The sequence below is a fragment of the Pseudomonas sp. Gutcm_11s genome (assembly GCF_028649395.1).
Taxonomy (GTDB): Bacteria; Pseudomonadota; Gammaproteobacteria; order Pseudomonadales; family Pseudomonadaceae; genus Aquipseudomonas.
Genome location: NZ_JAQSUW010000006.1, coordinates 1 through 18,908 on the forward strand (window position 1 = coordinate 1; position 18,908 = coordinate 18,908).

The window sequence follows — 18,908 nt, forward strand, 5'->3', positions numbered from 1 at the left end:
ACCGACTGGTTCATGCCGTCGATCTCGCCGATGCGCAGGGTCACGCTGCCCAGGCGCTCGCCGGCCTTGTTGGCGATCTCCACGCTCTGTTCGCTGTAGCGCTGGCTCTCGGTCATGGTAGTGACCGATTCGCGGGCATCCACCTGCAGCTCCTCGATCATCTTCTGGATTTCCTGCGCCGACTCCTGGGTGCGGTGGGCCAGGTTGCGCACCTCGTCCGCCACCACGGCGAAGCCGCGTCCGGCCTCGCCGGCGCGGGCCGCCTCGATGGCCGCGTTGAGCGCCAGCAGGTTGGTCTGCTCGGAGATGCTCTTGATCACCTCGAGGATCTGGCCGATGTTGACCGTCTTGCTGTTCAGCGCCTCGATGTTGGAGCTGGAGGCACTGATCTTCTCCGACAGCTCGTTCATCGCCGAGATGGTCTTCTGCAGAACCTGGCTGCCTTCTTCCGCCAGCTCGCGGGCATCGGAGGCCTGGTGCGAGGCATCGGCGGCGTTGCGCGCGATCTCCTGGGCGGCGGCGCCGAGTTCGTTGATCGCGGCGGCCACGCTGTTGGTACGGGTGGCCTGCTCATCCGAGTTGGCCATCGACGAGTTGGAGGCGCTGACCACCAGCTTGGCCACTTCGTTGAGCTGGCCGGTGGCCGAGGACACCTCGCGAATCGAGCCGTGGATACGCTCGACGAACTGGTTGAAGGAGCCGGCCAGCTCGCCGAACTCGTCATTGCTCTGCACGCTAAGGCGCTTGGTCAGGTCGCCCTCGCCCTGGGCGATGTCACGCATGGCCTTGCCCATCAGCAGCAGCGGCTGCATCAGCACGCGGATCAGCATGCCGAGCAGGAACATGATGATGACCACGGCGATCACCGTGGCGATGATGGCCGAGGTGCGGAAGTCGCTGAGCGTGGCATAGGCCTTGTCCTTGTCGATGGACAGGCCGATGTACCAGTTGACCGATGGCAGCCCTTTTACCTGGGTGAAGGTGAGGATGCGGTCGACGCCATCCAGGTTGGCTTCGGACACCTGGCTGCTGATCTGCGGGGTGTTCTGCGGGTAGATGTCCTTGAGCGACTTCATCACCAGGTCCTTGTTCGGATGGACCAGGATCTTGCCGTCGGAGCTGACCAGGAAGGCGTAACCCATGCCGCCGAAGTCCAGCGAGTTGATGATCTGCACCAGGGTATCCAGGCTCAGGTCGCCGCCGACCACGCCGCTGCTGCCGGCGGGGGTGGCGATGGTGATGATCAGCTTGCCGGTCGCGGCATCCACGTAGGGCTCGGTCAGGGTCGAGCCGCCGGCGGTCATGGCGTCCTTGTACCAGGGGCGGGTACGCGGATCGTAGCCCTCGGGCATCTCGCCCTCGGGACGCATGGTGAAGGAGCCGTCCGCCGCGCCGAGGTAGGTGAAGGCGAAGGTAGAGGCCGGCGCCCTGCGTTCCAAGGTGCGCGCCAGGGTCTCGGGGGTGTCGTCCTGCACGCTCTGGGCGACGTTCTCGACCAGTAGGATACGACCGGACAACCAGTTCTGGATGTTGCTGGCGGTGACCTCGCCGAGACTCTGCAGCTCGTCCTCCAGGTCAACCTTGATCGCGTTGCGCTGCAGGTAATCGTTGTACAGGCTGAACAGGCTGAAGGCTGCGATCACCACCAGTGAGGCGGCAAGCAGGATCTTGTGGCTGAACTTGAGATTCTGGGTCATGGTCACTTGCGTCCGGTAATGACTGGCAGCAGTCTTGTAGGTGGCTGTGCGAGGACTCGCGCGCCTTTCGGTAACATCACCTATAGCGACATATCTGCAGTAAAGCTTTAGCCCGAGGGATGGCAAGATGCCTGTAGCCGATACTTTTGTCCTTGGTGCTGACCCGCAGGGCCAGCCCGTCGCCCAGGCCCTGCGCCTGACCAATCGCCACGGCCTGGTTGCCGGTGCAACCGGCACCGGCAAGACGGTGACTCTGCAGCGTCTGGCCGAGCTGTTCAGCGATGCCGGCGTGGCCGTGTTCGCCGCCGACATCAAAGGCGATCTCTGTGGTCTGGGGGCTGCCGGCAACCCCCAGGGCAAGATCGCCGAGCGTATCGCCGGCATGCCCTGGCTGAATCACACGCCACAGGCCTACCCGGTAACCCTCTGGGATGTCGCGGGCAAGACTGGTCATCCGCTGCGCACCACGCTCAGCGAAATGGGGCCGCTGCTGCTGGGCAACCTGCTGGAGCTGACCGACAGCCAGCAGGCCGCGCTCTACGCCGCCTTCCAGGTGGCCGATCGCGAGGGCCTGTTGCTGCTCGATCTGAAAGACCTCAAGGCTTTGCTCAACCACCTCAAGGATCACCCCGAGCTACTCGGCGAGGATCGCGCGCTGTTTGCCGGCGCCTCGGCCCAGGCCCTGTTGCGGCGTCTGGCGACCCTTGAGCAGCAGGGCGCCGAGGCGCTCTTCGGCGAACCAGCGCTGCAGCTGGAAGACATTCTCCGGCTCGAACGTGACGGTCGTGGCCGCATCCACCTGCTCGATGCCAGCCGGCTGGTCCACGAGGCGCCCAAGGTCTACGCCACTTTCCTGCTCTGGCTGCTGGCCGAGCTGTTCGAACAGCTGCCCGAGCGGGGCGATGCCGACAAGCCGGTGCTGGCGCTGTTCTTCGACGAGGCGCACCTGCTCTTCGCCGACACACCAAGGGCGCTGCAGGAGCGTTTGGAGCAGGTTGTGCGGCTGATCCGCTCGAAAGGCGTCGGCGTGTACTTCGTGACCCAGTCGCCCAGTGACCTGCCGGACGATGTGCTGGCCCAACTCGGCCTACGCATCCAGCATGGCCTGCGCGCCTTTACCGCCAAAGAGCAGAAGTCGCTGCGCGCGGTGGCCGATGGCTTCCGTCCCAATCCGGAGTTCGACAGCCTGAGCGTGCTAACCGAACTGGGCATCGGCGAGGCGCTGGTCGGCACCCTGGAAGAAAAGGGCACGCCTGCCATGGTGCAGCGAGTGGCCATTGCTCCGCCGCAGTCGCGCATCGGGCCGCTCACCGCGGCCGAACGTGCGCAGCTGCTGAGTGGTTCTCCCCAGGCCGGGCGTTATGACAAGCCGGTGGATCGCGAGTCCGCCTATGAAATGCTCATGGCGCGCAATGCCCGGGCGCCGGAGGAGGCCCCTGCCGGCAAGGGAACGGCGGCGCCCGCACCGGAGCAGGGCGGGTTGGGTGGCATGGCCGGCGAGCTGCTCGGCAGCCTGGCCAGCCAGGTGATGAAGACGGCCGTGCGCCAGGCCGCCAACCAGATAGGTCGGCAACTGGTGCGAGGGCTGATGGGGTCGTTGCTGGGCGGTGGCAAGCGGCGCTGAGGCGCCGTATCACTCCGCCTCGCGGGCCTGTTCGATCTTCTGCAGTTCCTGCTGGAACGCCTGATCCAGCAGGCTTTGTTTCTTGCGCCAGGGTTTGCGCTCGGGGTCGGGCTGGGCCGCGTAGGTGACTACCTCGCCGCCATATACATCCTTGTAACGTTGCGCCTGACGCTCCAGTTCGGCGCGCAGTTCGTCTTTCGTCACATGTTCACCAGATGAGTGAGTGACCGCGGAAGGCGGCCTCCGGTCTCGGATCCACTGCTGAGTTTGTCTCGTAGCAGTGACGCGATTATAGCGTTCGGTTCTTTCATTTTCATCGCTCGAAAGTACTGGCTGCGATTATTGGAAGCCCCGTAGCTCGCCGAGTTCAGAAAGATTGACCGAGTTGCCAAGTTGTCCTGGGAGTAACTTGGCAGGATGCGCCGCTACAACTTTCTGTGCTGCTCGCGGCAGGAGGTAGACATGAAGAAGTGGCAATGCGTCATCTGCGGCTTCATCTATGACGAGACATTGGGCTGGCCTGAGGAGGGCATTGCGCCGGGTACGTGCTGGGAGGATGTACCGGCGGACTGGCTGTGCCCCGACTGCGGGGCTGCCAAGGCCGATTTCGAGATGATCGAGATCTGATTCGCCTGCGACTGCGGTGGAGGAACTGGGAGCGCTAAACAGAGGAAAATGTGTAGCGCTCAGAGATTCGATCGTGGCCCGGTCGAACTCAGGCTCCGGCTGCCGGCAGCAGCTCCTTGAGCGGCTTGCTGTCGTCGGCCAACTGCTCCGCGGTGATGGCGATGCCCTCGGCGACCAGACGCTTGGCGGCGATGAAGTCCTGCGGGCGGTTCACCGTGTCGGCGGCCAGGACCTTGCCGTCCTTGAGGTAGAAGGCGCTGAAGCTGTCGCTCAGCGGGTCGCCGCGCAGTACCAGGCGTTCGAAGCCTTCGGAGAGGCCGACCATCTTCAGTTTCAGCTCGTACTGGTCGGACCAGAACCAGGGCACCGAGGCGTAGGCTTTGGTCTTGCCGGCCATGCCGGCGGCAGCCACGCGCGACTGTTCCAGGGCGTTGGGCACCGACTCCAGGCGCAGGCGGCGGCCGAGCAGGGTGTTGGGGTGGTTGGTGCAGTCGCCGGCGGCAAAGATGTCCGGGTCACTGGTGCGGGCGTTTTCGTCGACCAGGATGCCGTTGTCCACCTGCAGGCCAGCCTCGGCGGCCAGCTCTGTGTTGGCGATCAGGCCGATGCCGACCACCACCAGGTCGGTCTCCAGGCGGCTGCCGTCGGCGTAAAGTACGGCGCTCACGGTCTCGCCGCTGACCTCCAGGTCGGCCACCTGCACACCGGTGCGGATATCCACCCCGGCCTCGCGGTGCTTGCGCTCGTAGTAGGCCGACAGCTCGGCGGCGGTGACGCGTTGCAGCACGCGCGGCAGCGCCTCGAGCACGGTGACCTGCAGGCCCTGGGCGACGGCCGCAGCAGCCACCTCCAGGCCGATGTAGCCACCGCCGACTATGGCCAGGCGCTTGCCGGCGGCCATCTGCGCGCGGATCAGCTCCACATCGTCGAGGGTGCGCAGGTAGTGGAAGTTGGCGCAGCGCTCGGCCGCGCTCGCGTTGGGTACGGCCAGCGGACGCGGGCGGCCGCCGGTGGCGATGGCCAGCTTGTCGTAGGCCAGCTGCTTGCCGTCGGCCAATTCCAGGCGCTTGTTGGCGCGGTCGATGCGCACCACCTGGACACCACCGAAGAACTCCACGTTGGCCTTGTCGTAGGCGGCCTGTGGGCGGATCGACAGGCTGCTCTTCTCCACGCTGCCGGCCAGGTAGGCCTTGGACAGCGGTGGGCGGTGGTAGGGCAGGTGAGCCTCCTCGCCGAGCAGCAAAATGCGCCCCTCCCAACCCTCGTTGCGCAGGGCGACAGCCAGTTCGCCACCGGCATGGCCGGCACCGATGATGATGGCGATGGAGGAAGCGGCGTCTGTCATGGGGACCTCGGGCTCAAGTGGGGCGGGCCGCTAGTGTATGCATCCCCGCCGTGTAAGTCCCGACCGAAGATGCCAATCGCCATGCCGTTGTCGCAATGCCTGTGGCAGCATGGTCGGCCGTGATGGGGGAGAGCATCGATGCAGGCCGAGAGACCGCAACCACTGGGCTGGCGCCAGGCGCTGCCATTCTGGCTCAAGCTGGGCTTCATCAGTTTCGGCGGGCCGGCCGGGCAGATCGCCCTGATGCACCAGGAGCTGGTGGAGCGGCGCCGCTGGATTTCCGAACGGCGCTTCCTGCATGCCCTCAACTACTGCATGTTGCTGCCCGGCCCCGAGGCCCAGCAGCTGGCGACCTATATCGGCTGGCTGCTGCATCGCACCTGGGGTGGGGTGGTGGCCGGGGCCCTGTTCGTGCTGCCGTCGTTGCTGCTGCTGATCCTGTTGTCCTGGCTGTACATCGCCTTCGGCGACGTGCCGCTGGTGGCCGGCATCTTCTACGGGATCAAGCCGGCGGTGACCGCGATAGTCGTGCAGGCGGCCCATCGCATCGGCTCGCGGGCGCTGAAGAACCGCTGGTTGTGGGGCATCGCGGCGGCGGCTTTCGTGGCGATCTTCGCCCTCAACGTGCCGTTCCCGTTGATCGTCCTGGCGGCCGCCAGCGTCGGTTACCTGGGCGGGCGCCTGGCGCCGCAGCACTTCGCTCCCGGTGGCGGGCACGGCCCTGCGCAGGTTTCCTACGGCCCGGCGCTGATCGACGATGACACGCCCCCGCCGGCCCACGCGCGTTTCCGGCTGCCGCGCCTGCTGCTCCTGCTGCTGGCCGGTGCCGGCCTCTGGCTGTTGCCGATGGGCCTGCTGACCCTGGCCTTCGGTTGGCAGGGCAGCCTGACCCAGATGAGCTGGTTCTTCACCAAGGCCGCGCTGCTCACCTTCGGCGGTGCCTACGCGGTGCTGCCTTATGTCTACCAGGGCGCGGTGGCGCACTATGGCTGGCTGACGCCGAGCCAGATGATCGATGGCCTGGCCCTGGGCGAGACCACTCCGGGCCCGCTGATCATGGTGGTGGCCTTCGTTGCCTTCGTCGGTGCCTATGCCCAGCCGGTGTTCGGTGCCGACTCGGCCTTCGCGAGTGGTGCGCTGGCTGCCTGCCTGGTCACCTGGTTCACCTTCCTGCCGTCGTTCCTGTTCATTCTCGTCGGCGGGCCGCTGGTGGAGGCGACGCGGGGCGAGCTGAAGTTCACCGCGCCGCTGACCTCCATCACCGCCGCGGTGGTGGGCGTGATCCTCAACCTGGCGCTGTTCTTCGCCTATCACGTGCTCTGGCCGCAGGGTTTTGCCGGCGCCTTCGACTGGCCCTCGGCGCTGATCGCAGTGGCCGCGGCGATAGGGCTGTTCGTGCTGCGTCGGGGCGTGGTTCAGGTGCTGCTGTTGTGTGCCACAGTTGGCCTGGTGGTGCATCTGGTACGCGCGTTTTATTGACCGGCGCCAGGCTTTTCTATATTTGAAGCAGATCAGCCGGGGGTGAGCAGCGTCACTAGATGAGTACGAGTACTGAGGCAGGGAGCAGCTTTCGACGCTGGCTACGACGCCCGGCGATAGTGCCGCTGGCGCGAATTTTCGTCGTGCTGGTGTGTGTATCGCTGGTGGCGACCGATGGCTGGCTGATCTTGAAGGCCCGCGAGGTACAGCTGCGCGAGGCCGAGATCGAGACCTCCAACCTCGCTTCCGCCCTGGCCCGCCAGGCTTCCGACTCCCTGAAGAAGGCCGATACCGTGTTGCTCGACCTGGTCGAGCGGCTGCAGGTGGACGGCATGAGCCCGCAGCAGTTGCAGCGCCTGCAGGGGCTGATGCGCCAGCATGTCTACGAGCAGGCCGAGCTGCACGGCCTGTTCGCCTACGACCGCAACGGCAACTGGGTGGTCAACTCGTTCGGCGAGGTCCCGCCCGGGGCCAACAACTCCGACCGCGAGTACTTCGTCTTCCACCGCCAGCACCCGGACGACCATGACGCCCACGTCGGCCTACCGGTGCGCAGCCGTACCACCGGCGAATGGATCATTCCGCTGTCGCGGCGCCTGGAGGATGCCCAGGGCAACTTCGCCGGCGTGGCACTGGCGACCGTGTCCATCGACTACTTCCGCCAGTTCTACGCGACCTTCGATGTGCGCGAGCACGGCGCCATAAACCTGGCACTCAACGATGGGACCCTGCTGGTGCGCAGTCCGTTCCGCGAGGACCTGATCGGCTCGAGCATCGCGCGCGGCAAGATATTCACCCACTTGCTGCCACACAGCCCGACCGGCACGGCGCTGCTGCCGTCGGTGATCGACGGGGTCGAGCGGCTGTTCAGCTACCGGCAGATCCAGGGTTACCCGCTGGTGGTGATCACCGCCCTGGCCGAGGAAGACATTCTTGCCGACTGGCGCGCCGACACCCACCGCCAGCTGTTCGTGGTCAGCCTGCTGGCGCTGCTGCTGGCGCTGTTCGGTTTCTACCTGCTGCGCCTGATCAAGGAGGGCCAGCGCATCGAGGTGGAGCTGGTCGCTACCCGCGACGCCCTGCGTTCGTTCAACAAGCGCCTGGAGCAACAGGCCCTGGAAGACGAGCTGACGCGCCTGGCCAACCGCCGCCGCTTCATGCACGCGCTGCAGGACGAACACAGCCGCGCCGCGCGCAGCCGGAAGCCGCTGGCGCTGGTGATGTTCGATGTCGACTACTTCAAGCAGTACAACGACATCTACGGCCACTCCGCGGGGGACGAATGCCTGCGCACCGTGGCCGATCTGATTCGCGGCGGGCAGAAGCGCCCGGCCGATCTGGCCGCACGCTACGGCGGTGAGGAGTTCTGCCTGCTGCTGCCGGAGACCGATGCCCAGGGCGCCCTGCTGGTGGCCGAGCAGATCCGCATGGCCCTGGAGGACCTGGCGTTGCCGCATGCCGGCTCGCCAGGGCGCCGCCTGAGCCTGAGTGCCGGGGTCAATGTCTGCCTGCCGCAACCGACCCTGGCCAGCGGCATCGAGAGCCTGGTGCAGGGGGCGGACAAGGCGCTGTATGCCGCCAAGGCCTCGGGCCGCGATCGGGTGGTGCTGTACGACGGCAAGGTCGACGAGCTGATCGGCTAGCCCGCCAGCGCCTGGTCTGCCGCCGCCCTGGCGTGCAGCAGGGTGGTGTCGAACAGCGGTACGCTGGCGTCCTCCGCCCCTACCAGCAGGCCGATCTCGGTGCAGCCGAGGATCACCGCTTCCGCGCCGCGGGCGATCAGTCGCTCGATCAGCGCGCGATAGGCCAGGCGCGATTCCTCGCGAATCACACCCAGGCACAGCTCCTCGTAGATCACCCGGTGCACCAGATCACGGTCGGCGTCGTCCGGCACCAGTACCTCGATGCCATGCCGCTGCTCCAGGCGCTCGCGATAGAACGGCTGCTCCATGGTGAACCTTGTGCCGAGCAGGCCCACCCGCTGCAGCCCGGCGCTGCGGATGGCCGCGGCGGTCGGGTCGGCGATGTGCAGCAGCGGCAGATCGGTGGCGGCCTCGATGGCCGCAGCCACCTTGTGCATGGTGTTGGTACACAGCACCAGGAACTCCGCGCCCGCGCGTTGCAGGGCCACGGCCGCCTCGCCGAGCAGCTCGCCGGCGCGCTGCCAGTCACCGCTGCGCTGCAGCTGCTCGATCTCGTGGAAGTCCACGCTGTACAGCACCAGGCGTGCCGAGTGCAGGCCGCCCAGGCGCGCCCTGATCGCCTCGTTGATGTGGCGGTAGTAGGGCAGGGTGGACTCCCAGCTCATGCCCCCGATCAGGCCAATGGTCTTCATGCGTATGCTCCTGCTTGCTCTTCGTGCCATGGTGCGCCGGCTCGCGGCGCTTCTGCAGCTACAGTGCGCGGCGAATCGGCCCTTACAGATGGCACGCGCTGGACGAGTGGGGCGGCGTTTTTCGCTGGTCTCAGGAATAATGCACGGCCTTGCCGCCATGTCCGTCCTATGACTTCGCCATCCTTGCACGTTCGCCCTAGCTACCTGCACCTGCCGCCGGGCTCCTGGGCGACGGTGCTCGACTGCCTGTGCGCGCGCTTCCCGCAGATTTCCCGCGACACCTGGCTGGCGCGCATGGCCCGCGGCCTGGTGCTGGACGAGCAGGATCGCCCGCTAGGGCCCGACGCGCCGTATCGCGAGGCGCTGCGCGTGCAGTATTTCCGCGAGATCGAGAACGAGCGCAAGATCCCCTTCCAGGCCCAGGTGTTGCACCTGGACCACCATCTGCTGGTGGTGGACAAGCCGCACTTCCTGCCGGTGATGCCGGCTGGCGACTACGCCGAGGAGACCCTGCTCACCCGCCTGGTGCGCGAGACCGGCAACCCGCACCTGGCGCCGCTGCACCGCATCGACCGGCATACCGCCGGGCTGGTGCTGTTCTCCGCCGAGCCTGCCAGCCGTGGCGCCTACCAGGCACTGTTCCGCGAGAAACGCATCGACAAGCGCTACCAGGCCATTGCCCCGGCCTTGCCGCAGTACGACTTCCCGCTGCGTCGGCACAGCCGGCTGGAGAAGGGCGAGCCGTTCTTCCGCATGCGCGAGGTGGACGGTGAACCGAACAGCGAGACGCTGCTGGAAGTGCTGGAGCGGCGCGAAGAGCTGTGGCGCTATCGGCTGTTCCCGGTGAGCGGCAAGCAGCACCAGCTGCGCGTGCACATGGCGGCCCTCGGCGCACCGATCGTCAACGACACCTTCTACCCCGAGCTCACCGACGAGAAGGGCGTGGACGACTTCAGCCGCCCGCTCAAGCTGCTGGCCCACAGCCTGCAGTTCATCGACCCGTTGAGCGGCGAGGAGCGCAGCTTCGCCAGCCGGCTCGAGCTGGACTGGTAGTCAGACCGCGCTGCGCAGCCGCGCCAGGTCGCGTACCGGCGGCTCACCGAACAGGCGGCTGTACTCGCGGCTGAATTGCGAGGGGCTCTCGTAGCCGACCTTGTAGCCGGCGCTCGACACATCCAGGTTCTCGCACAGCATCAGCCGCCGCGCCTCCTGCAGGCGCAGCTGCTTCTGGTACTGCAGCGGGCTCATGGCGGTCACCGCCTTGAAGCGGTGGTGCAGGGTCGAGGTGCTGAGGTTGCTCAGGCGCGCCAGTTCGTCGATGCGCAGGGGCTCGTGGTAATGGCTGTTCAGCCACTCGATGGCCAGGTTGATCCGGTGCGCCTGGCTGTCGGCGGTGGCGATGTCGCGCAGCAGCTGGCCCTGGGGGCTGTGCAGCAAGCGATAGAGGATCTCGCGGCGCACCAGCGGGGCGAGCATGGCGATGTCGCGCGGGCTTTCCAGCAAGCGCACCAGGCGTAGCACGGCGTCCAGCAGCGGCGCGTCCAGACGGTCGACATGCAGGCCGCGACCACTGCCGCCACTGGGCACGCCGACCGGGCCAGCGGCGGCCAGCAGGTTGCCGATCTCGTTGGGGTCGATGTCCAGGCGCAGGCTCAGGTAAGGCTCGTCCGGCGAGGCCAGGGTCACCTCGCCGGTGATCGGCAGGGTCACCATGGCTACCAGGTAATGCAGCGGATCGTAGGCATACACCTCGCCCTCCAGGCGCACCACCTTCTGCCCCTGGGCCATGATGCACAGCGCCGGGCGGCACAGGCCGTGGGTGATGGGCAGCGGCGCGGAGGAGCGGAACAGCGCAAGGCCCGGCACCGAGGTTTCCGCGATGCCTTCTTCCGGGCAGAAATGGGCAATCAGCTGGGCCAGCTCGCGACGTTGTCCTTCCTGGTTCTCTAGGGGGCTTGCGGCGTTCGACATGGCGGGGCTCTCCTCGGTGAGCCGCCAGAATACTCCCCATTCGCCGGGGGTTGGCTGCCGGTCGGCAGGATCAGGCAAGAACGCCAGAGGATCGGGCAAGGCGATCTGCGTCGCGGGTTTGGCCTGGGCCAGGCCATTCATGCGTCATGCAGGATCGTGCAAGTTCTCGACAGTTTCCGGCTAACGGCGCTTCCCCTCGTGCGCGCAATCTCTGCAGCGTCCAGGCGCCATTGGCGAGCGCCGTCACATGAGGCCTTTGCCATGAACTCCCATGCCATCGCCGCCGTCGGCCCATCGGCCCCGGCGCGTTTCATCGATCCTTTGCGCGGGGTACTGCAGATGAATCAAGCGATTGTCAGCCTGGCCAGCTTCCACGCCCGCGTCGGCGCGGGCGAGGTGCTCGGCGTGCAGCTCGAAGAACTGTTGCGCTGTGCGCGGCGTGATCCGGCCTGCCGGCGCTGCGAGCTGCAACGTGTCGCGGCCGACGAATGGCAGCTGCGCGGCCATTGGGACTCGGATCAGGAGCTGCAGGCGCACCTCGAGCTACCGCACATGCAGTTGCTCGCGCGCCTGGTGGAGAGCGGCCTGATTCGCCGCATGCAGATGCGCGTAGAGCCGCGCATCTAGAGAACTAAGCGTCAGCCGCAGCTCAGGCGGATGATGCTGTCGGCGTCATCGATGTCGATGTTCAGTCGGCGCGGGTTGTAGTCCATGGTCACCGGCTGATTCGGATGAGTCACGCGCAGCAGCTCGGCGCCGGACTTCACGCGGGCCTCTTCGGCCAGTTCGGTGGTGATGCGTTGCTCCACCAGGTTCTGCACCGCAGCGGCGTCGCAGCGGCCGTCGCTCTTGGCGGCCGGGGCTTCGCCGTCCGGGCTGGAGGCGCAGCCGGCCAGCAGGGCAGCGGCGAACAGGGTGGAGAGAGGCAGGATTCGGGTCATGGCTTGCGTCCTTTCTGAAACATGTCCCACCGTGCCACCCTCCGTCCGTTCAGGCAACCACGCGGATCACTTCAGGCGCTGCGCGCGGCCATCCAGCGCTTGTACTGGCGGGTGCGCCGGGCGATGCGCAGCTGCTCGCCGATCAGCGCGCGCAGCGGCGAAACCAGCGGCTTGGGCTGGGCACCTTGGGCGAGGCGCTTGAGCTGGAACTTCACCGTGGCCATGTAGGCCAGCGAGGCCAGGGCCTTGCGCTTCCAGCGGATCGGCGGCAGCTCGGCGCTGCGCTCGCGATCCTGGCGCCAGTGCGCGGGCAGGGCCGGGTCGATGGCCAGGGCGGTGGCAATACCGGCCATGGCCACGCGGCTGTCCAGTACCTTTTCCACTACCGGCAGGCGGCGAATACCACCGGTGACCATCAGCGGCATGCGTGCCACCGCGGCGATCTCGTCGGCGAACTCGAGGAAGTAGGCCTCGCGGGCCAGGGTGCGGCCGTCACGGGCATCGCCCTGCATGGCCGGCGCCTCGTAGCTGCCGCCGGACAGCTCGACCAGGTCGACATCCAGCTCGCCGAGCATCTCCACCACGCGCTTGGCGTCGGCGGCGTCGAAACCGCCGCGCTGGAAGTCTGCCGAGTTGAGCTTGACCGACACGCAGAAGCTCGGCGAGACCTTGGCACGTACCGCCTTGACCACCTCCAGCAGCAAGCGTGCGCGGTTCTCCAGCGAGCCGCCCCAGCTGTCGGTGCGGCGGTTGGTGATGGGCGAGAGGAACTGGCTGAGCAGGTAACCGTGGGCCGCGTGAATCTGCACGCCGGTGAAGCCGGCCAGCTCGGCCAGCTCGGCGGAGCGCACGAAGCGCTGGATCAGCTCGGCGATCTCGCCCTCGTCCAGCGCCTTTGGCAGTGGGAACAGCTTGGAGAAGCTGCCCAGCTCGATGGCGACGGCAGAGGGCGCCACGGTCTGCTGGCCGAGGTTGGCCTGCATCTGCCGGCCGGGGTGGTTGAGCTGCATCCAGAACTGCGCACCCTGGGCACGGCCGACGCGGGCCCACTCGCGGAACTTGTCCAGCTGGCTGTCATCTTCCAGCACCACGCCGCCGGGGCCGGTCATGGCGCGGCCGTCGATCATCACGTTGCCGGTCAGCAGCAGGCCGGAGCCACCTTCGGCCCAGGCGCGGTACAGGCGCAGCAGGTCGGCCGAGGGCGCCTGTTGGCAGTCGGCCATGTTCTCTTCCATGGCGGCCTTGGCGATGCGGTTGGGAATGCTGGCGCCGTTGGGCAGTTGCAGGGGCTGGAAGGGCGACATGAAGCGGTTCTCCGATGGGCGATGGAGGAATCCTAAGCTTGAAGTCAACTTTAAGGTCAATAGCCTTGTGGATATTTTCTGTACACCCCGCGAAGGGGTGTCGTACGGCGCTGGGTAATCTGGGGAAACATTCGCACCGCGAGGTGCGACATCTTGGATTTGCCCGCCGGCGATGGCTGTAGTAAGACTGGAGTCAGAGATTCATCGGGTCGCGGCAGAGACCGCCGACCCATCCGTAGTTGTGTGGTCCAGCAGGGGGAATGGCGCGCCGAAGTCGGTACGCCACGCTTCGCAGGCACACCAGAGGAGACGCTTCACCCGCCTGAGCCCCGCAGCCGCAGCACCTCGGAGACACCCCAGCAATACGAGGAAGCCCCATGCAAGTTCAAGTTCGCACCAATCAAATCGAAGGTAGTGCTCGGCTTCAGGAATGGGTTAGCGCGGAAGTGACGGACAGACTCGAACACTTCGACGAGCTGCTGACCCGGGTGGTGGTTCATATCAGCGACGAGAACGCGCACAAGTCCGGCAGCGACGACAAACGCTGCCTCATCGAGGCTCGGCCCAAGGGCCATCAGCCCATCTCCGTGACACACAAGGCCGAGGCCATGGAGCAAGCCATCGACGGCGCCGCCGAGAAGATGCGTCACGCCCTGGAGCACATGACCGGGCGTCTGGAAAGTAAAACCATCTCCTCCACCGGCCGCTACGTTGCAGACGGCGATGCGGTGCTCACCGATGCCCTGCTGGAAGAGGAGTTCTTGGCCAAGCAGGAGGAGCTGGAGCGCGACTGATCGACGTCTCCCTTCATAGCTATCAACAACCGCCCGTTCCGGGCGGTTGTCGTTTCTGCGCCTGGCAAGAAGCCCGGCTCCTATACTGAAACCGACCAGGGTCGGGCGTGCTGGACGCTTCGTTGGAGCGGGGGCCGTGTGGGTTGCGAAGGCTGCTTCGTGGTCCTGCGGGAGGGAGCTGTGGCTCGCCGCTATGGCGGGCAGGCGGAACTCATGGCTGGCCGGCAGCTGTGCCTATCGTTCGTCGCGGCGCTGCTGCTTGGCTGTGCCGGCGGCCCGCCCGTGCAGGTTTCCGAGAGCACCTGGCGCCAGGTCGACCAGGACATCGCTAGCGCCTCGCGCAGCGCCGAGGACCAGGCTCGCGAGCACGCGTTGCAGTCGATGCAGCGCTGGCTGGCGCTGGTGCAGCGGCAGACCGACGAGGAGTTCATCCCCTGGTTCTCCGGCTACTGGACCCAGCAGTGGCTGAGCCTCAAGGTGTCCTGGTACAAGCTCGGCGCCGATGAGGACGACCCCACCGTGCGCCGCCTGGCCGCCTACCTGCAGGAGGAGTACCAGGACCAGGTGCTCGAACCGGTGGCCGAGGAGATCTCGCCCGAGCGCATCCTGCGCGCAGCCACGCGCATCTACGTGCGTCAGCTCGACATGCGCCTGCAGCCCATCCCGGCGCGCCACGGCGTGCCGCAGGAACAGTTCGACCAGCGCCTGGCCGCGTTGCCGGTGCTCGCCGGCGAACCGCGCGCCAACCTCTACCAACTGATCCACACCGACCCGCTGGAGCGCCTGCCGGCCTACGCCGCGCTGCTCGATCGGGTCGGCGCCGCGCCCGGCGGCGACTGGTCGACCGACCCCGGCATCTCGCTGGTAGCCCAGCGCACCAGCGAACGCCTGGTCGACGAGATGACCACCAGCGGCGCCGCTAGTGCGGTGTCGGCCATGCTCGGGCGGGTGGCCGGTGCCGGCCTGTCGCTGGGTGTCACGCTGTTCACCCTGATCACCCGCGAGAACGACCGGCCGGAGCGCGAGGCGCAGCTGCGCAGCAGCCTGGATGTGGCGCTCGATCAGGAGTTCAAGGCGCTGCTGAGCAGCCCGGATCGTGGCGTTCTGGCGGGTGTCTGGTGCCTGTCCGGGCAGGTCGAGGAGGGTCTGGGGCGGCCATTCCGCTACCAGCCATGATCGGTGATTGTTTAGCTGTGCCTGAACTGAGCGTGCAAAGAATCCGATTTAACCGCGCTTAGCCTGCGTGCGAGTCTGCCAAGCCATGAATCCCTGCACGCCCATGACCGCCTCCGCACGCCGCCCCTTCCGGGCGCGGTTCGGCATCGGTGCGCTGCCCTCGCTCAATCCGGTGCTGGCCTTCTGGGCCCTGTGGCACTGCCGTCACGCCCGCCCACCGGACGCTCGCCTCGCCGCCTGATAACGCGACCGCGCCAAGCACGCGGCTCGCCTGTCGACTTCTTGTCTGCCGCCCTTCAGACAGCGCGCCACCTGGCGCAAAGCGAGGCCCCATGCGATTTGCCCCCGTCGAGGAAGCTACTGCCTTCCTCGCCGCCAACCCCGACATCGAGCTGATCGAGCTGTTCGTGCTGGACGCCAACGGCGTGCCGCGCGGCAAGCTGCTGCACCGCGAGGAGCTGCTGGCGCTGTACCAGAGCGGCCGGCCGCTGCCCAGCACCATGCTCGGACTGACCCTGCACGGTGAGGATGTCGAGAACACCGGCCTGGTCTGGGAGGTGGGCGATATCGACTGCCGCGCCTACCCGCTGCCCGGCAGCCTGCAGCGCCTGAGCTGGCGGCAGATTCCCACCGCCGCCGTGCAGGTTTCCATGCATCCCAGCGAGGGTCTGCCGGCTGCCGTGGCCGACCCGCGCCACTTGCTGGTGCAGGTGATCGATGCACTCAAGGCCGACGGCTACCACCCGGTGATGGCCTGCGAGCTGGAGTTCTACCTGCTCGACCAGAAACGCGATGCCCAGGGCCGCCCCCAACCGGCGCTGGATGCCGACGGTGGCCGCCCGCGCAGCACCCAGGTCTATGGCCTGCGCGAGCTGGAGCAGATCGAGCCGTTCCTCGCCGACCTCTACGCCGCCTGCAAGGCCCAGGGCATTCCGGCGCGCACGGCGATTTCCGAATACGCGCCAGGCCAGGTGGAGATCACCCTCGAGCACGGCGATGCACTCGAAGCCATGGACCAGGCCGTGCGCTACAAGCGCCTGGTCAAGGGCGTGGCACACAGGCACGGCATGCAGGCCTGCTTCATGGCCAAGCCGTTCGACCATCTGGCGGGAACGGGCATGCATATGCATGTCAGCCTGGCGGACGCACGCGGCGACAACCTGTTCGCCAGTGAAGACAAGGAGGGCAGCCCGCTGCTGCGCCAGGCGGTCGGCGGCATGCTTGCCAGCCTGCTGGACTCGCTGCTGCTGTTCTGCCCCAACGCCAACTCCTACCGGCGCTTCCAGGCCAACAGCTACGCGCCATTGGCACCCACCTGGGGTGTGGATAACCGTACCGTCAGTCTGCGCGTGCCGGGTGGCCCGGCGCATACCCGGCATGTCGAGCACCGTATCTGCGGCGCCGACGCCAACCCCTACCTGGCCGCCGCGGCGATTCTCTCCGGCATCCACCGCGGTATCCGCGAGCAGCTGGACCCGGGCGAGCCGGTGCAGGGCAACGGCTATGCCCAGGCCAAACAGTTCCTGCCCACCGAATGGTCGGCGTCTTTGCACGCCCTGGAGCACTCCGCCTGGGCCCGCGATGCCTTCGGGCCGGAGTTCCTGCGCGTGTACCTGGCGGTGAAACGCGCCGAGTACCGCCAGTTCATGGGCGAGGTGGGCGAGCAGGACTGGCGCTGGTACCTGAGTAACGCCTGACACAGAACAAGAACCGTCGCCGCCCAGTGCGGCGGCCACAGAGGAAAGCAGCAATGAACGCAGCAACCCAACCCGTGATCGCCGCCGCCGAGCGGGCCAAGTCCTACTACAGCGCCACGCTGAACGAGGAGACCAACTACCCGACCCTGCAGGGCCAGGTCAGTGTCGACGTCGCCATCATCGGCGGCGGCTTCACCGGCGTCGCCACTGCAGTCGAGTTGGCCGAGCGCGGCCTCAAGGTGGCCATCGTCGAGACCAACAAGATCGGCTGGGGCGCCACCGGGCGTAACGGCGGCCAGGTCACCGGTAGCCTGTCCGGCGATGCGGCGATGCGCAAGCAGATGCGCGACAGCCTCGGCGAGGAAGTCGACGACTTCATCTGGCACCTGCGCTGGCGCGGCCACGAGATCATCAAGAATCGCGTGGCCAAGTACGGCATCCAGTGCGACCTGCGCCACGGCCACCTGCACGCGGCGATGAAACCCTCGCACATGGACGAACTGCGTTCTTCCTACGCCGAAGCCATCGAGCGCGGCATGGGTGACGACGTCAGCCTGCTCGACGCCGCCGGCGTGCGAGAGCACCTGGCAACCGATATCTACATGGGCGCGATCAAGAACACCCGCAACATGCACCTGCACCCGCTCAACCTGTGCATCGGCGAGGCCAAGGCCGCCGAGAGCCTGGGCGCGCTGATCTTCGAGCATTCCGAAGTGCTGGACATCGTCCAGGGCGCCAACCCAGCGGTGATCACCGCCCAGGGCCGCATCGACGCCAAGCAGGTGCTGCTGGCCGGCGACGTCTACCACAAGCTGGCGCGCAAGCAGCTCAAGGGCATGATCTTCCCGGCCATGGGCGGCATCGTCACCACCGCGCCGCTGGGCGAGCTGGCCAAGGAACTCAACCCGCAGACCCTGGCCGTGTACGACTGCCGCTTCGTGCTCGACTACTACCGCATGACCAACGACGGCCGCCTGCTGTTCGGAGGTGGCGCCAACTACTCGGGCCGTGACTCGCGCGATATCGCCGGCGAGCTGCGCCCGTGCATCGAACGCACCTTCCCGCAGCTCAAGGGCGTGGAGATCGAGTTCCAGTGGAGCTGCGCCATGGGCATCGTGATGAACCGCATCCCGCAGCTGGGCAAGTTGTCGCAGAACGTCTGGTACTGCCAGGGCTACTCCGGCCACGGCATCGCCACCACCCACATCATGGGCGAGATCATGGCCAACGCCCTGACCGGCACCATGGGTCACTACGACACCTTCGCCGCCTGCAAGCACATCAAGGTGCCGATGGGCGACGTGTTCGGCAACCCGATGCTGGCCGCCGGCATGTGGTACTACCAGATGATGGAAAAGCTGCGCTGATAGCGCGGTCACTCGATCTGGACAGACCCGCTTCCGCCCGGAAGCGGGGTGCCTTACGTCGTTACAGACCCAGCGCCGACAGCCCTGGATGGTCGTCCGGGCGGCGCCCCAGCGGCCAACGGAATTTGCGCTCGGCCTCGCTGATGGGCAGGTCGTTGATGCAGGCGAAACGATGGGCCATCAGGCCGTTGTCGGCGAACTCCCAGTTCTCGTTGCCGTAGGAGCGGAACCAGTTGCCGGAGTCATCGTGCCATTCGTAGGCATAGCGCACGGCGATGCGGTTCTCGGTGAAGGCCCACAGCTCCTTGATCAGGCGGTATTCGAGCTCCTTGTTCCACTTGCGGGCGAGGAATGCTTCGGCCTCGGCGCGGCTGCTGGCGAACTCCGCACGGTTGCGCCACTTGGTATCCGGGGTATAGGCGAGGGCCACCTTGCCGGCATCACGGCTGTTCCAGCCGTCTTCGGCCAGGCGCACCTTGAGGATCGCGGTCTCGTGGGTGAAGGGTGGAACCGGTTGGCGGATTTCGGGCGTGGACATGGGCTTGCTCCTG

General features: G+C 66.8%; 18 protein-coding genes and 1 pseudogene. 10 read left to right on the forward strand and 9 right to left on the reverse strand.

Annotated features, from left to right (window positions below):
* The coding region (locus PTT45_RS22270) for a methyl-accepting chemotaxis protein (protein ID WP_443218137.1) at positions 1-587 on the reverse strand (587 nt) is incomplete at its 3' end.
* A gap of 141 nt (positions 588-728) precedes the next feature.
* Positions 729-1,697 (reverse strand): annotated as a pseudogene (locus PTT45_RS22275) (cache domain-containing protein); the annotation flags it as partial.
* Between the two features lie 127 nt (positions 1,698-1,824).
* On the opposite strand from PTT45_RS22275, the gene PTT45_RS00925 reads away from it, so the two are divergent.
* Positions 1,825-3,321 (forward strand): helicase HerA-like domain-containing protein, encoded by a 1,497-nt coding sequence (locus PTT45_RS00925; RefSeq protein WP_273810998.1) that lies wholly within the window; start codon positions 1,825-1,827, stop codon positions 3,319-3,321.
* Between the two features lie 9 nt (positions 3,322-3,330).
* Here the strand turns inward: PTT45_RS00925 and PTT45_RS00930 are convergent, their stop codons facing one another.
* The gene (locus tag PTT45_RS00930; protein ID WP_273810999.1) at positions 3,331-3,525 is read right to left on the reverse strand and encodes a hypothetical protein; all 195 of its coding nucleotides are present in this window, start codon (positions 3,523-3,525) and stop codon (positions 3,331-3,333) included.
* A gap of 258 nt (positions 3,526-3,783) precedes the next feature.
* On the opposite strand from PTT45_RS00930, the gene PTT45_RS00935 reads away from it, so the two are divergent.
* Positions 3,784-3,948 (forward strand): rubredoxin, encoded by a 165-nt coding sequence (locus PTT45_RS00935; protein WP_273811000.1) that lies wholly within the window; start codon positions 3,784-3,786, stop codon positions 3,946-3,948.
* Between the two features lie 88 nt (positions 3,949-4,036).
* On the opposite strand, the gene PTT45_RS00940 is transcribed toward PTT45_RS00935, so the two are convergent.
* The gene (locus PTT45_RS00940) at positions 4,037-5,293 is read right to left on the reverse strand and encodes an NAD(P)/FAD-dependent oxidoreductase (protein ID WP_273811001.1); all 1,257 of its coding nucleotides are present in this window, start codon (positions 5,291-5,293) and stop codon (positions 4,037-4,039) included.
* A gap of 138 nt (positions 5,294-5,431) precedes the next feature.
* On the opposite strand from PTT45_RS00940, the gene chrA reads away from it, so the two are divergent.
* The gene (gene chrA / locus PTT45_RS00945) at positions 5,432-6,772 is read left to right on the forward strand and encodes a chromate efflux transporter (RefSeq protein WP_273811002.1); all 1,341 of its coding nucleotides are present in this window, start codon (positions 5,432-5,434) and stop codon (positions 6,770-6,772) included.
* A 59-nt stretch (positions 6,773-6,831) separates the two neighbouring features.
* Entirely contained in the window at positions 6,832-8,415 is a 1,584-nt protein-coding gene (locus tag PTT45_RS00950) for a sensor domain-containing diguanylate cyclase (protein WP_273811003.1), read from the forward strand.
* Here PTT45_RS00950 and PTT45_RS00955 read toward each other — a convergent pair.
* Positions 8,412-9,107: an aspartate/glutamate racemase family protein gene (locus tag PTT45_RS00955; RefSeq protein ID WP_273811005.1), complete on the reverse strand. Its 696-nt coding sequence runs from the start codon at positions 9,105-9,107 to the stop codon at positions 8,412-8,414. The genes PTT45_RS00950 and PTT45_RS00955 overlap by 4 nt on opposite strands.
* Before the next feature lie 168 nt (positions 9,108-9,275).
* Here PTT45_RS00955 and PTT45_RS00960 point away from each other — a divergent pair, with 168 nt between their 5' ends.
* Positions 9,276-10,160, forward strand: coding sequence for a pseudouridine synthase (locus PTT45_RS00960; protein ID WP_273811006.1), 885 nt, complete (start codon positions 9,276-9,278; stop codon positions 10,158-10,160).
* Here the strand turns inward: PTT45_RS00960 and PTT45_RS00965 are convergent, their stop codons facing one another.
* Positions 10,161-11,078: an AraC family transcriptional regulator gene (locus tag PTT45_RS00965; protein ID WP_273811008.1), complete on the reverse strand. Its 918-nt coding sequence runs from the start codon at positions 11,076-11,078 to the stop codon at positions 10,161-10,163.
* A gap of 261 nt (positions 11,079-11,339) precedes the next feature.
* On the opposite strand from PTT45_RS00965, the gene PTT45_RS00970 reads away from it, so the two are divergent.
* The gene (locus tag PTT45_RS00970; RefSeq protein WP_273811010.1) at positions 11,340-11,705 is read left to right on the forward strand and encodes a putative quinol monooxygenase; all 366 of its coding nucleotides are present in this window, start codon (positions 11,340-11,342) and stop codon (positions 11,703-11,705) included.
* 11 nt (positions 11,706-11,716) lie between these two features.
* Here the strand turns inward: PTT45_RS00970 and PTT45_RS00975 are convergent, their stop codons facing one another.
* Positions 11,717-12,019 carry an I78 family peptidase inhibitor gene (locus tag PTT45_RS00975; protein WP_273811011.1) on the reverse strand — a complete coding sequence of 101 codons (303 nt, stop codon included), beginning with the start codon at positions 12,017-12,019 and terminating at the stop codon, positions 11,717-11,719.
* Positions 12,020-12,090: 71 nt separating this feature from the next.
* Complete coding sequence (locus PTT45_RS00980) at positions 12,091-13,323, reverse strand: NADH:flavin oxidoreductase/NADH oxidase family protein (protein ID WP_273811012.1); 1,233 nt, start codon at positions 13,321-13,323, stop codon at positions 12,091-12,093.
* Between the two features lie 377 nt (positions 13,324-13,700).
* Here PTT45_RS00980 and PTT45_RS00985 point away from each other — a divergent pair, with 377 nt between their 5' ends.
* The 4 genes from PTT45_RS00985 (at position 13,701) to PTT45_RS01000 (ending at position 18,357) form a co-directional block, all read left to right on the forward strand.
* On the forward strand, positions 13,701-14,117 hold the full coding sequence (locus PTT45_RS00985; protein WP_273811013.1) for an HPF/RaiA family ribosome-associated protein: 417 nt from the start codon (positions 13,701-13,703) through the stop codon (positions 14,115-14,117).
* A 213-nt stretch (positions 14,118-14,330) separates the two neighbouring features.
* Positions 14,331-15,293 carry a hypothetical protein gene (locus PTT45_RS00990; RefSeq protein WP_273811015.1) on the forward strand — a complete coding sequence of 321 codons (963 nt, stop codon included), beginning with the start codon at positions 14,331-14,333 and terminating at the stop codon, positions 15,291-15,293.
* 332 nt (positions 15,294-15,625) lie between these two features.
* Complete coding sequence (locus tag PTT45_RS00995) at positions 15,626-16,990, forward strand: glutamine synthetase family protein (RefSeq protein ID WP_273811016.1); 1,365 nt, start codon at positions 15,626-15,628, stop codon at positions 16,988-16,990.
* A 53-nt stretch (positions 16,991-17,043) separates the two neighbouring features.
* Positions 17,044-18,357: an NAD(P)/FAD-dependent oxidoreductase gene (locus PTT45_RS01000; protein WP_273811017.1), complete on the forward strand. Its 1,314-nt coding sequence runs from the start codon at positions 17,044-17,046 to the stop codon at positions 18,355-18,357.
* Between the two features lie 61 nt (positions 18,358-18,418).
* Here PTT45_RS01000 and PTT45_RS01005 read toward each other — a convergent pair whose 3' ends face one another.
* Positions 18,419-18,895: a nuclear transport factor 2 family protein gene (locus PTT45_RS01005; protein ID WP_273811019.1), complete on the reverse strand. Its 477-nt coding sequence runs from the start codon at positions 18,893-18,895 to the stop codon at positions 18,419-18,421.
* Positions 18,896-18,908 lie beyond the last annotated feature (13 nt).

Coding starts and splice junctions, on each gene's coding strand:
- PTT45_RS00925 (WP_273810998.1), top strand. CDS start 1,825: ATGCCTGTAGCCGATACTTTTGTCCTTGGTGCTGACCCGCAGGGCCAG.
- PTT45_RS00935 (WP_273811000.1), top strand. CDS start 3,784: ATGAAGAAGTGGCAATGCGTCATCTGCGGCTTCATCTATGACGAGACA.
- PTT45_RS00940 (WP_273811001.1), bottom strand. CDS start 5,293: ATGACAGACGCCGCTTCCTCCATCGCCATCATCATCGGTGCCGGCCAT.
- chrA (WP_273811002.1), top strand. CDS start 5,432: ATGCAGGCCGAGAGACCGCAACCACTGGGCTGGCGCCAGGCGCTGCCA.
- PTT45_RS00950 (WP_273811003.1), top strand. CDS start 6,832: ATGAGTACGAGTACTGAGGCAGGGAGCAGCTTTCGACGCTGGCTACGA.
- PTT45_RS00955 (WP_273811005.1), bottom strand. CDS start 9,107: ATGAAGACCATTGGCCTGATCGGGGGCATGAGCTGGGAGTCCACCCTG.
- PTT45_RS00960 (WP_273811006.1), top strand. CDS start 9,276: ATGACTTCGCCATCCTTGCACGTTCGCCCTAGCTACCTGCACCTGCCG.
- PTT45_RS00965 (WP_273811008.1), bottom strand. CDS start 11,078: ATGTCGAACGCCGCAAGCCCCCTAGAGAACCAGGAAGGACAACGTCGC.
- PTT45_RS00970 (WP_273811010.1), top strand. CDS start 11,340: ATGAACTCCCATGCCATCGCCGCCGTCGGCCCATCGGCCCCGGCGCGT.
- PTT45_RS00975 (WP_273811011.1), bottom strand. CDS start 12,019: ATGACCCGAATCCTGCCTCTCTCCACCCTGTTCGCCGCTGCCCTGCTG.
- PTT45_RS00980 (WP_273811012.1), bottom strand. CDS start 13,323: ATGTCGCCCTTCCAGCCCCTGCAACTGCCCAACGGCGCCAGCATTCCC.
- PTT45_RS00985 (WP_273811013.1), top strand. CDS start 13,701: ATGCAAGTTCAAGTTCGCACCAATCAAATCGAAGGTAGTGCTCGGCTT.
- PTT45_RS00990 (WP_273811015.1), top strand. CDS start 14,331: ATGGCTGGCCGGCAGCTGTGCCTATCGTTCGTCGCGGCGCTGCTGCTT.
- PTT45_RS00995 (WP_273811016.1), top strand. CDS start 15,626: ATGCGATTTGCCCCCGTCGAGGAAGCTACTGCCTTCCTCGCCGCCAAC.
- PTT45_RS01000 (WP_273811017.1), top strand. CDS start 17,044: ATGAACGCAGCAACCCAACCCGTGATCGCCGCCGCCGAGCGGGCCAAG.
- PTT45_RS01005 (WP_273811019.1), bottom strand. CDS start 18,895: ATGTCCACGCCCGAAATCCGCCAACCGGTTCCACCCTTCACCCACGAG.